Annotated in this window: 11 protein-coding genes; 4 read left to right on the top strand and 7 right to left on the bottom strand. The window is 70.4% G+C overall.

Annotated features, from left to right (window positions below):
* Positions 1 to 40: 40 nt before the first annotated feature.
* The 7 genes from ACFCV8_RS32880 to ACFCV8_RS32850 are packed head-to-tail and all read right to left on the bottom strand — an operon-like array spanning position 41 to position 7,394.
* Positions 41 to 1,159, bottom strand: a complete 1,119-nt coding sequence (locus ACFCV8_RS32880) for a hypothetical protein (protein WP_376689160.1) — start codon at positions 1,157 to 1,159, stop codon at positions 41 to 43.
* A gap of 49 nt (positions 1,160 to 1,208) precedes the next feature.
* Entirely contained in the window at positions 1,209 to 2,384 is a 1,176-nt protein-coding gene (locus ACFCV8_RS32875) for a GNAT family N-acetyltransferase (RefSeq protein WP_376689159.1), read from the bottom strand.
* A 50-nt stretch (positions 2,385 to 2,434) separates the two neighbouring features.
* Positions 2,435 to 2,986 (bottom strand): adenylate kinase, encoded by a 552-nt coding sequence (locus tag ACFCV8_RS32870; RefSeq protein WP_376689158.1) that lies wholly within the window; start codon positions 2,984 to 2,986, stop codon positions 2,435 to 2,437.
* A complete protein-coding gene (locus ACFCV8_RS32865; RefSeq protein WP_376689157.1) occupies positions 2,983 to 3,795 on the bottom strand; it encodes an HAD family hydrolase in 813 nt (270 codons plus the stop codon). Before ACFCV8_RS32865 ends, ACFCV8_RS32870 begins: the two co-directional genes overlap by 4 nt.
* Positions 3,792 to 4,514: a hypothetical protein gene (locus ACFCV8_RS32860; protein WP_376689156.1), complete on the bottom strand. Its 723-nt coding sequence runs from the start codon at positions 4,512 to 4,514 to the stop codon at positions 3,792 to 3,794. The genes ACFCV8_RS32865 and ACFCV8_RS32860 overlap by 4 nt, the downstream gene beginning before the upstream one ends.
* Positions 4,511 to 6,376 carry a B12-binding domain-containing radical SAM protein gene (locus ACFCV8_RS32855; protein ID WP_376689155.1) on the bottom strand — a complete coding sequence of 622 codons (1,866 nt, stop codon included), beginning with the start codon at positions 6,374 to 6,376 and terminating at the stop codon, positions 4,511 to 4,513. Before ACFCV8_RS32855 ends, ACFCV8_RS32860 begins: the two co-directional genes overlap by 4 nt.
* Before the next feature lie 25 nt (positions 6,377 to 6,401).
* Entirely contained in the window at positions 6,402 to 7,394 is a 993-nt protein-coding gene (locus ACFCV8_RS32850) for a thymidylate synthase (RefSeq protein ID WP_376689154.1), read from the bottom strand.
* A gap of 360 nt (positions 7,395 to 7,754) precedes the next feature.
* Here ACFCV8_RS32850 and ACFCV8_RS32845 point away from each other — a divergent pair, with 360 nt between their 5' ends.
* Genes ACFCV8_RS32845 through ACFCV8_RS32830 form a run of 4 tightly spaced genes read left to right on the top strand, consistent with a single transcriptional unit; the run spans position 7,755 to position 10,973 of the window.
* Positions 7,755 to 8,495, top strand: a complete 741-nt coding sequence (locus tag ACFCV8_RS32845; protein WP_376689153.1) for a hypothetical protein — start codon at positions 7,755 to 7,757, stop codon at positions 8,493 to 8,495.
* Positions 8,496 to 8,500: 5 nt separating this feature from the next.
* On the top strand, positions 8,501 to 9,277 hold the full coding sequence (locus tag ACFCV8_RS32840; protein ID WP_376689152.1) for an energy-coupling factor transporter transmembrane component T family protein: 777 nt from the start codon (positions 8,501 to 8,503) through the stop codon (positions 9,275 to 9,277).
* Positions 9,274 to 10,143, top strand: a complete 870-nt coding sequence (locus ACFCV8_RS32835) for an energy-coupling factor ABC transporter ATP-binding protein (RefSeq protein WP_376689151.1) — start codon at positions 9,274 to 9,276, stop codon at positions 10,141 to 10,143. The genes ACFCV8_RS32840 and ACFCV8_RS32835 overlap by 4 nt, the downstream gene beginning before the upstream one ends.
* Positions 10,140 to 10,973: an energy-coupling factor ABC transporter ATP-binding protein gene (locus ACFCV8_RS32830; protein ID WP_376689150.1), complete on the top strand. Its 834-nt coding sequence runs from the start codon at positions 10,140 to 10,142 to the stop codon at positions 10,971 to 10,973. The genes ACFCV8_RS32835 and ACFCV8_RS32830 overlap by 4 nt, the downstream gene beginning before the upstream one ends.
* The last annotated feature ends 189 nt before the right edge of the window (positions 10,974 to 11,162 follow it).

The raw sequence follows: 11,162 nt of genomic DNA, 5'->3' as shown, positions 1-11,162 counted from the left end.
GTGCCGACCTGCCGGCACCCCGCGCAGGACCGCCGTCGGGTCAGAGCGGGGTGACCCGGTCCAGGTCCCACTCCTCCTCGTCCATCCCGCCGTCCGCCTCGGCCCGCACCGAGTCGGCCAGGGCCTGGTCCGCCGCGGTGTCGCGGGTCAGGCCGGCGCCCCGGACCAGGGGCAGCGGCAGCACCGCCGCCCAGACCGGGTGGAGCCTCGCTCCGCGCCTGACCTTGGCCTCCACCGCCGACAGGCCCAGGTGGAGGGCGTCGAGCCCATGCCGTTCCATGTGGCGCAGCGGGCCGTAGTAGACGGCGTTGAAGTACTCGTACGCGTTCCGGGTGCGGGTGTAGTCGAACCCGGCCACCCGGGCGTAGAACATCTCCCGCCAGGCGAAGGCGACATGCCCGCCGACCAGGCCGCCTTCCTCGTCGACGACGCGGAAGACCGTGCTGAGGTCGTCGAGGTGCTCGGCCTGGACCTTGAGGAACGTCCGGATCTCCGCCAGGTCGAGCGAGGCGTCGTACCGGTCCATGGTCTGGCCGATCAGCGGGGCCAGTTCGTCCACGCACGCCGACAGGGGCGCCGTCTCCAGCCGCAGCCCGGCCTGCTCGAACTTGCGCACCTCGTAGTCGCGCTTGCGGACGTTGCGTCCGAGCAGCCGCCGGTACGACTCGAAGGTGCCCTCCTCGTTGTGGACCACGGCCTCGGCACTGCGCAGTTGGGCCCGGACCGGGAAGAGACCGGCGAGCAGCCGCAGGCTGTCGGTGTCGAGGAAGTCGAACAGGAGGGTGTCACACCCGATCCGGGCGGCATGCTCCGCCAGACCCTCGACCAACTCGGCCAGGGCGTCCTGGCGTTCCGTATCCGTTCCGGCCAGCAGGAATTCGTTGTGGTAGCCGGTCCGCGTGCCGACGCGCAGGACCTGGCACCCGGCCGCGACCGACGGCAGGGGCGGAGCGTTCTTTGCGGGAAAGTCGTAGGACGGGGTGGCGGCGAGCAGCCGGCCGCCCGACGACACCACGGTGTAGGTGGCGGTGGCGAAGTCGGGGCGCTCCTGCCCGCCGAGCCAGCCGTGGCTCTGGTAGAAGCAGGAGGCGGGCACCAGGGAGTCCCAGGTGCCGCGTTCGATGTCGCCGATCGACGTCAGGTGTCTGGTCTCGGTCACGGCCGGGGCCTCCTCCGGCGCGATGCGGTCCTCGGAGCAATGCGTGTGTTCACAGCTGCCAGTCCTTCGTGTCGACTCCGCCGACCACGTGCCGTGCGTAGGCGTCCCCGAACGCCTCGGTCTCCTTGCGGTTGCGTTCCCGCACGGCGTCGGGGTCGGCCGCGAGGGGCTGGTCCACCCCCACGAGCACCGTGTACAGCGGGACCGGCTGGGCGCCCCGGGTCAGCTTGGCCTCGAAGGTTCCCAGACCGAGGTGGATGGCACGGGCGGACCGCCCGGTGCCCTCGGCGATGGGGTGGTAGAAGACCAGGTTGAAGTAGTCCGCCTTGTTGGCGTAGCTGTAGTCGAAACCGGCCACCCGGGCGTACAGCATGTCCTGGTGGCGGTAGCGCAGGGCGAAGCCGACGGGGCTGTCGCCCTCCTCGGCCAGCAGCAGGGTGCTGCGGTCGCCCAGGTGCCGTCCCTGCCGGCCGTAGACCTCCGCCGCCTTGGCGATCCCGTAGTCGTGGCCGTGCTTGCGCATCAGCGCGCTGTTGAGCGGGGCGATGCGGTCGACGACCTCGGGCAGTTCCACCTCGCGCACGGTGCGCCCGCTCTCGCGGAAGTGCCGGACCTCGCGCCGGGCGCGGGGACGCCGTTTCGCGGGGAGCCAGGCGTAGTAGTCGTCCAGGTCGTCCCAGAGCGCGACCGGGAGCACCGTCTCCACGTCGTGGAAGAGGACGACGGCGCCCGCGTGGTCGTGGGCGCGGGCGATGTCTAGCGCGTCCTCGCGGGGAAGGTAGTAGTAGGCGAGAACGGATGCCTCGGCCTGCTTGGCGAAGTTCATGGCCTCGGAGGTCAGTGCCTCCAGGGCCGCCGTCCGCTGCGCGGGCTTCGTGTCCGGGTGGTGGACCACCTGGCCCCGGAACTCGGACCAGCCCGCCCCGATCGCCAGCGGGCTCGAGGCGACAGCGGCGTGGCGGTCCTCACCGACGAGTCCGGCGAGCAGGTCGGCGGGGGTGTAGAGCGCGTGCGGGGGCCGGGCGAAGGTGTACGCCTCCAGGCCGGCCGCCACGGCGCCCCCGGCGTCGTGGGCCGTGATGCGACGGGCCTGCGCCCCTTGCGGAAGCTCTTCCTCCCGTACGCCCTGGAAGCTCGCGGTCGAGTAGATGGTGGACCCGGACGTGAGGGAATCCCAGTCGGCGGCGGGCAGTTCGCCGACTGTGTCGTAGGTGCGGACATCCATGGGTAACTCCCGGGGTTGACAAGAGGGTTGTTCCATCGGCTTGGAGAGGATCACCGAGCGATCCGGCCGACGAGGTTTCGTACGTCGCCGCCGCGGAACCGGATGAGGCGCACGCCGGTCTCCGACAGGCGTGCGAACAGGTCGTGGTTGGCCCGCTGTTGTTCCGTCCGCACCTTCAGGGCGTACCAGAGGATCGACCGGGGGCCGATGACGGTCCACAGGGTCTCCCGGGTGCCGCCCCACAGCTTCTCCCGGCGGATCCAGCGGCGCAGGGTGCGGCGCAGCAGCCGTGGCCAGGAGACGCGCAGCGGCGGGTCGACCCAGACCACGCAGTCGGCGGTGTGCGCGTAGGCCGCGACGGCGGCGGGGAACTGGCCGTCGACCACCCAGCGTTCAGCCTCCAGCGCCTTCGCGACCTCCGCGAGGAACGTGTCCTCCGGCACCGGTGTCCAGCCCCGCCCCCAGAACAGGGCGTCCAGGCAGACCGGGGGCGCGTCGGGCTCTGTCAGCAGTCCCGCGAGGGTCGACTTCCCGCAGCCCGGTCCGCCGACTATCCACACTTTCCCCGCCGGCGGGTCACCGGAAGGGTTCGCTTCACTCACAGCAGGTTCCTCTCCACCCACATGGCCACCCCGTCCTCGTCGTGGTCGGCCGTCAGTTCCGTCGCCGAAAACCGTACGTCAGAAACGGCGTTGGCCATTGCCACTCCCGTGCCGGCCGAGCGGAGAAGGCTCAGGTCATTGGGCGCGTCACCGAAGGCGACGACGGCGCTCCAGCCGAGATCCCAGCCGTCGAGGAGCCAGGAGACGGCGGACCGCTTGTCGGCCCCGGGCGCGGAGACCTCGACGAGTCCGGCGTCCGACGAGGTCCAGCAGAGGTTGGCGGAGGCGCGGGAGGAGGGCCCGGGCGGGGATGCGCGGAGGGCCATCAGGCAGAGTACCTCCTCGTCGTCCGGCACCTCTTCGACCCGGGGCGCACCGGCGCCCCCGCTGCTGAGCACATCCGGCCAGTCGGGGCCGAGCAGCCGCCCGGAGGGACGGTCCAGCGCCCAGGGGCCCGGCCCCAGGAGGGTGAGCGCCTCGCGCACCCGGGCCGGGGCCATGGCGCGGACCCGCCGCGGCCGGGGGTCGTCCAGATCGCCCGTGACGGCGCCGTTCGACGAGACGAGGGTCGCGCCCAGGCCGCGCAGGGGCAGCAGCACCTCCCGGGCGGACCAGGCGGGCCGGGCGGTGGCGAGCACCAGTCGCACGCCGCCCTCCACTGCGGCCGTGAGGGCCTTTCGGGTGCGCTCGCCGACCTTCCGGTCCGCGTCCAGCAGTGTGCCGTCCAGGTCCGAGACGACGACCGAGGGACGGGCGCCTCCGGGGAGTCGGGGGCGCCCGCCGGTCCGTGCGGAGTCCGTGGAGGTCACGGGGCCGGTTCGGGGGTGGTGGGCAGCGGCATCCGGTGCACGATGGCGGCGGCGTACCGGTGGTAGTGCCACTCCTCGTAGCCGAGGTGGCTCTCGCCGCGGATGCCGAGGTCGGCGTTCTCGAAGAGCTGCCAGCCGGGACGGTCGACGATGCGGTCCATCTCTTCCCGGGGCGGGTAGTAACCGCACCGGCGCTCCTCGTCGTTGAGCCCGATCAGGTACTCGCCGAAGAAGATGCCTCCCGGGGCGACCATGTCCATCGCGTGCCGGATGAGCGCTTCCAGTGTGTGGGCCCGGTTGGGGGGCATCGACCACAGGCCGCTGCCCATCACCAGCTGGAAGTCGCCCGAGGCCGGGAGGGTCATGTAGTCCTGCTCGACGATGGTGCAGTCCTCGGTGAGGCCCTCGGAGGCCAGCCTCTGCCGGAGGCCGACCACCTCGTGGTGTCCGTCCACGAGGTCGAACTCGCCCCCGTCCAGGAAGAGCGCGTCGGTCTCCACACCGACGACCTCCCAGCCTGCGCGGAGCAGGGGAAGGGCGAACTTGCCGTCCGAGGCACCGAGCACGCAGGCCCTCGGACGGACCCGGCGGGCGTAGTCGCCCAGCGGGATGTAGCGGGCGAGCGCGGGAAAGTACGAGTAGTACGGCCCCCAGTAGCTCTTCTCGTCGACGTCCAGCACATGGCCTTTCAAGAAAACCCCTCCACTGTTGTGCGTCATGCGCCTATGGAAGCCACCGACTCGGCGGCACTGTTGCGGGTGCTGCCCCATCGCTTGGCCGATGCCTCGTGGATGAACCAGATGTCGTCCTCGTCCAGGAGTCTGGAGACCACCTCCGGGTAGGCCTCCTCGAAGTACGTGTAGGGCGGCCGGTTGTCCTTGCGCGAGTGGTAGTCGAGCCGGTCCTGCCCGTGTGCCGTGGTGATGGCGGTACCGGGGTGGTAGGTGAGGATGTTGGGGCTGGCCATGACGAGCAGTCCGTCGTCGATGAGGCGGCCTATCTCCTCGATCGTCTCCTCGATGGTCTCCCGGTTCTCACCGTCGAGTCCGAAGAGGACGGAGCTGCCGACGCGGATTCCGTGGTCCCTGATGGTGGTCAGGGCTTCGCGCACCTTGCTCGTCCAGGCTTCGGGGTTGCGGCGCAGCAGGTTCTTGCCGACGTTCCGCATGACCTCCTGGGCCATGCTCTCGATGCCGATGTAGACGTAGGTGCAGCCGTTCTCCCTCATCAGGTCGAGGGCCGCACGGACCTCCTCGGCCTTGGCGCGGTTGAGGACGACGTCCACGGTGAGCTGCGCGCCCCATTCGAAGGACCGGACCTCCGGCCTGCGGGCCCGCAGGCGCGCCAGATCGTGGCAGAAGTCGGTGATCGCCTTCCAGTTGCCGCCCCAGAAGACGGGGTCGTCGAAGAAGGCCGCCTCCGTTCCCCAGTCGACCAGCTGCTCGACGCGCCGGGCGACGTGCTCGGTCTCGGACACCGCGAAGCGGGTGGGCCGCTGCGACACCTGGATGCTCTCGGAGCAGAAGGTGCATTTGAAGGGGCAGGCGTCCAGCGTCATCATGTGGGCGGTCCGGCTGCCCAGGGGGGAACTGCCCGCCCGGGTGAAGATCCCGAACCGGGCCCGTACGGAGAAGGCCTTGTACGGGGAGGGGAGATCCGCCGAGTCGATGCGTTCCCCCTGTACGGGGACGAGTACGGCTTCGTCCGGCGTGAGGCCGACGATGCTGCCGACCCCCTTGGCCGCCCCGTCGTGGGTGGCGACGAGCGAAAGCGCGTCGAGGATCTCCTCGACGGGGACGGGTCCGGACCCGGGGGCGACGACGAGGCCGGCCGCGCGTAACAGCAGATCGAGGAGGGGGGCGCCGTCCCCCGCCACCACGAAGTCGACCACGGGCCGGGCACGCCCGTCGCGGATGACCTCCACGGTGCTGCTCCAGCACAGGTCGGCCGTGCGGGTGGCGGGCCGGTAGCGGACGGTCTCGTCGGCGTGCCTGCCGCCGAGCACCACCAGGCAGCCCGGCGCGTGTTCCTTGGCCAGCTCGGCCATCTCCAGCGCGTAGCGGTGGCCGGCCGACACCGAGCTGAGCAGCAGCACCCTGGGGTGCAGCGCCCGGAGTTCGGTGATGAACGCCTCGCGGGCCACGTCGTCCCAGATGCGCGGGTCGAAGACGTGGCCGTCGGTGGTGGAGGTGTCCGCGACGAGTACGGAGCGGGGACCGTCCTCGGCGCGGCGGTAGGCGGCGTCCGGGTAGCGGCCCCAGTCGGGGGCGACGTCGTCCAGCGACGGCTCGTCGGCGAGCCCCCGCGTCAGGCGGGCGACGGACCGTTCGACGGTGAGGGAGAGTGCCGCGTAGAGGCACATGGGGTCGCCGGGGTAGGCGACCTCCCCGCCGCGGCTGGTGGCGACGGGGACCAGGGCGGCCATGATCGGAAAGAGGTAGGGGTCCCGGCCCGGGTGAGGGGCGGTGTCACCGGCCCGCTCGAAGAGTTCGCGTCGGCGGGAGAGGCGGTCGGCCAGCTCCTGACGGGCGGCGGAGCCGGGACATCGCGGTTCCAGGGGTGGACGAACCGTCAGTATCACGTGAGGTCCCTGTCCCTTCCGGTGATCAGATCGCGGAGATCAGATCGGCCACGGCGGGCTCGGCCGCCCGGCTGGTCACCAGGGAGGTGGTGTCGCCGAGCTTGCGGTAGGCGTGGGTGGCCAGACAGGCGCGGGCCACGTCCGCGAAGTCGGTGGCGGCCGGGGTCGCGGCGATCTTGTCCACCGTGGCGGTGTCCTTCGCCCGGACGGCCTCGCGAAGCCGGGATTCGAACTCGACGAGTTCCCGCGCCGTCTCGCGGGCACCGTCCGGGGTGGCGGGGAAGACCGGCAGGGAGGCCGGGACCGCCGGGTCGTCCACGATCTTCCGGGCGAGCGCGATCTCGTTGTCGTAGAAGTGGAACGTGCCGGACTGGTGGATGTACCGGCCGGCGGGTACGCCGAGCAGACCGGCGGCGTACTGCTGCATGCCCATGAAGAGGAAGGCGTCGTAGGGCAGGACGGTCAGCGCCTGCTGGGCGCGCATGACGGTCAGCCAGACGAGGGCCCCGTCCCGCAGGAAGAGGTGCACGCCCACGGCGCAGGGGTACTCCCGCGACTGCCGGAAGTTGTCCTGTGGTTCCAGCACCAGGGCGAAGGCCCGGCGGTGGGCGGGGTCGCGCTCGATGCGTCCGACGACCTCCTCGAGCTGGTTGCCGTTGGCCGTGACCAGCCGGTGGCCGAAGGCTCCGCTGAGGGTGTGCTGGTCGTCCGAGTACTCGTGGGCGCCCCGGCGGTAGTACGCGGGGGTCTCCACGTCGTTCCGGCCGTCGAGCGACCAGGCGAGAAGCCCGAAACAGTACGAGAGATTCACCGGCAGATGCGGGGTGACCGCGAGACAGGAAGTGGGGTTCTCGACCGTGCTGCGGTGGGCTATGAGCTCGCGGTAGGGGCGGTCGTTGCGGCCGAAGTCGGATGCCTTCGACAGCGGATCGCGGACGGAGGGGATGTCGCTCCCCTCATCGAGGACCGCCTGGAGACCGGCCGTATATGCATTACCGAATGAACGGAAAACATCCATGTTGCGTTCCCCTTAATTCTGAGAGCTGTCCGAGGAATGACTGAAGGTTTACTTCACGCCAACTCGGACAAACCATCGCGACCTGTTGGCCAGCTGCCCGGACGATCCCACACCAGCCACTCGGCAATTGTCAACAGGCTTACAAAATGGGCGAGTTGCGGCCCCCACCACGCGCGATGCACCAGAATCCGAGATTCCACAGGCGTCATTGACAGGTATTGGAGAGCCCCTGCTAGCATGCGCGCTTGAATTTCCAGTAGTTACCTCACTTCCGGAGAATGAGGTCGAATAATGGCTGGTTTCAATCGCTCCACTCCGTCATGGCTGAATGAGAGATGGCGTATCGGGTGGGGCACCGGCGTGGTTCTCGTGACCTACGCCGGGCTCATCGCCGTCCGCCCCACGTCCGAGCACGGTGTGGGTGGCCCGATCGCGCTGCTGGCGCTGGTGGGGTACACGCTCGGCGCCCTGCTGATCGTCTCCGGCGCCGTGGCCCGTCTACCTCCCACCACCGTGGCCCTGCTGCCGGTGGCCATCACGGTGAACATCGTGATGGGCAAGATCGTCTACTTCAGCGGCCTCCCCCTGCAGCTCGACTCCATCGGAACCGTGCTGGTGGGAGTGGTCGCGGGGCCGGCTGCCGGGGCCGCGACCGGGGCGCTCGCCAGCGTCATCGTGGGCATGACGATCACCCCCGGCGCCCTGCCCTACGCGGTGACGGCGGCCATGATCGGTTTCACCGCGGGCATGCTGGCACGCGCGGGACTGTTCCGGCGGCTCCCCACCGCCGTGCTCGCCGGTGGCCTGATCGGCGTGGTTGCGGGCGTCATCTCCGCCCCCATCACCGCCTTCGTCTTCGGCAACGCCAGCGGATCGGTGGGCCAGTCCGCACTGATCGCGACCTTCCAGGCATTCGGGAACGGCATGCTCAAGGCCGCCACGCTGCAAGGGCTGGTGGCCGATCCCCTCGACAAGGCGCTGACGGTGGTACTCGCGATGGCCATCCTCAAGGGCCTGCCACCAGGCTTCCTCCACCGCTTCCCGTTCGTCCGCGACCAGCAGATCCTGGCACCGCGGTCCGACCTGGTGAGGGCGGGGTGAACGCCGTGCGGGACACCGCCCACGCGACCGGCGCTTCCGGCATCCACCGGCTCAACCCCCTGACGAAACTGACCTTCGCGGTCACCGTGACCGTCTGCGCTTTCGCCGTGGTGGATTACCGGTGGCCCCTGCTGCTCTTCGGCGTCTTCCTCCTTCCGGCCGCGACCGGCGCGGGAGTATTACGCCGTTTCCTCCTCATGATCACCACTTTCTGGATTCCGGTGGCCGTGGTCCTGTTCGTGGTCCAGGGATTCTTCCTTCCCGGAGCCCACGACGTGATTGCCCAATTCGGCCCGCTGAAACTGAAGAGCGAGGGCGTGTCCTTCGCGCTTCTGACGGCGCTGCACATCCTGGTACTGATGAGCGGGTTCTTTCTTCTGCTCCTCACCACCCACGCGGGGGCCTTCATGAGTGCCCTGAGTGAACGCAAGGTGTCGCCGAGCCTCATCTACATCGTGTCGGCGGCGCTGCAGATCGTGCCGGCGCTCAACCGCCGCGCCACGCGCATCCTCCATGCCCAGCAGGCGCGCGGCCAGGTGGTCCACGGCCTGCGCGGCAGGACACGGGCACTGGTACCGCTGATGGGCCCGCTGATCCTCGGCGCGTTCACCGACGTGGGCGAGCGCGCCGCCGCCATGGAGACCCGGGGCTTCGGCGCCACCCGCCACCCCACGAGCCTCGTCGCGGTCCCGGACAGCAAAGTCCAGCGATGCCTCCGGGCCGCCATGATGCTCTGCGCCGTGGCCGCAATCACCATGAACGTATGGGGAGTAGTGCGTTGATCGAAGTCAAGGGTTTCTCCTTCACCTACCCCACCGGCTCCCGGCCGGCCCTCTCCGACATCGACTTCGAGGTCCGGCCCCGTGAACTGTGCGCGGTGGTGGGCGGCGGCGGCGCGGGAAAGAGCACCCTGGCCGGTGTGGTGAGCGGCACCATCCCTCATCTCACCGGAGGCACGGCAGACGGAGTGGTCCACGTCAACGGCAGGGATCTGGCCGATACCCAACTGTCGGGGCTCGTCGGCGAGGTCGGACTGGTCATGCAGAATCCGTTCAACCAGATCTCCGGCGCCCGCTTCTCGGTGCGCGAGGAAATCGCCTTCGGGCTGGAGAACCTCGCCGTCCCGCGCGACGAGATGGCGGCCCGGGTCGACGCCGTCCTGCACGACCTCGGACTCACCGGGATGCGCGACCGGTCGCCGTACGAACTGTCGGGCGGGCAGCAGCAGTTGCTGGCCATCGGGTCGGTCCTGGTCATGCGGCCCACCGTCATCGTCCTCGACGAACCGACCTCGCAGCTGGACGCGGCCGGGAGCGCACTGGTCTTCGAGGCACTCGGCACCCTCAAGGACCAGGGCGTGACCGTCCTGCTGATCGAACACCGCATGGAGCGTCTGGCCCGCGCGGCCGACCGCGTCCTCGTCCTCGACCATGGAGCGGTCGTGGCGAAGGGAACGCCCGGCGAGGTACTGGCGGACGAACGGCTGGAGGAGTGGGGGGTCGCGCCGCTCCGCTACACGGTGGCCGCGCGCCGTGCCGCGACACGCGGACTCTGGCCGGCCCGGAAGCCGCTGCCGGTGACGCTCGACGACGCCGCCGCGGGATTCGGCGGGACGGTGGACCACCTCGACCGAGGAGACCGGCGATGATCATACGGATCGATTCCCTGACGTTCCGCTACCCCAACGGCAACACGGCCCTGGACGGGGTGTCCTTCTCCGTCGAAGCCGGTGAACGGGTCGCGATCGTCGGCGCCAACGGCGCGGGCAAGAGCACCCTCGCCCGTCACCTGGTCGGCATCGAACGTCCGGCCTCCGGAACCATCGAGATCGACGGGCGGCCGACCGACGGACTCGGCATCGCCGAACTCGCCCGCACCGTGGGATTCGTCTTCCAGAACCCGGACGACCAGCTCCACGCGTCGAGTGTCGACAAGGAGGTGGGCTTCGGGCCGCGCAACCTCCGCTTCCCGCCCGCCCGCCGCAAGGAGCTGGTCGACTCCGCCCTGCGGAGGACGGGTCTGTGGGAGTCGCGCGACACCCACCCCCACCATCTGTCGCTCGGCGAACGCAAACGGGTCGCCCTCGCCTCGGTCCTGGCCATGGACACCCGGGTCGTCGTCCTCGACGAGCCGACGACCGGCCAGGACCACGCCTCGGTCGTCCTGCTGGGGAACCTGGTCGACGACCTGGCCGCCGACGGCCGGACCGTCCTCGCCGTCACCCATGACATGGACTTCTGCGTGGAGCACTTCGACCGCGTGATCGTGATGGAGAACGGCGGGATCTCCTGGGACGGCCCGGTGACCCGCTGGCTGGCCCATGTCGCCGGCATGACCGGCCGGACCCTCGAACTGCCCCAGATGACGCGGCTCGGTCACCGGCTGGGATGGGAGGGGCCGGTGACGACCGTGACGGGCTTCCTGGACCGTCTGGCACCCGAGCCCGACCCCGCGCCGGTGCCGTCCGCCACTCCCTGACCCGACGCCCCGGGCCGGGGAGAGCGGCGGGCCGGACCATCGGCCGTCCCGGGCCGGTGCTCGCGCCCCGGCCCCGCGAGCGGCGGCCACCGGCGTACTGACCGGCACCGTGCCCGCGCGGCCCGTCGCCGCGGAGGCGAGCGGTGCGCGGGCGGTGCGCCTGGTGGTCACCGACAGCCGGGACGGCAC

Origin of the sequence: Streptomyces sp. NPDC056347 (genome assembly GCF_042262625.1) — a bacterium.
Taxonomy (GTDB): domain Bacteria; phylum Actinomycetota; class Actinomycetes; order Streptomycetales; family Streptomycetaceae; genus Streptomyces.
The sequence above is the reverse complement of the archived record's forward strand: the minus strand, read 5'-3'. Positions and strand labels throughout refer to the sequence as shown.

Excerpts from the sequence above, each read along its gene's own strand:
- ACFCV8_RS32830 (WP_376689150.1), top strand. The coding sequence starts at position 10,140 with ATGATCATACGGATCGATTCCCTGACGTTCCGCTACCCCAACGGCAAC.
- ACFCV8_RS32850 (WP_376689154.1), bottom strand. The coding sequence starts at position 7,394 with ATGGATGTTTTCCGTTCATTCGGTAATGCATATACGGCCGGTCTCCAG.
- ACFCV8_RS32875 (WP_376689159.1), bottom strand. The coding sequence starts at position 2,384 with ATGGATGTCCGCACCTACGACACAGTCGGCGAACTGCCCGCCGCCGAC.
- ACFCV8_RS32860 (WP_376689156.1), bottom strand. The coding sequence starts at position 4,514 with ATGACGCACAACAGTGGAGGGGTTTTCTTGAAAGGCCATGTGCTGGAC.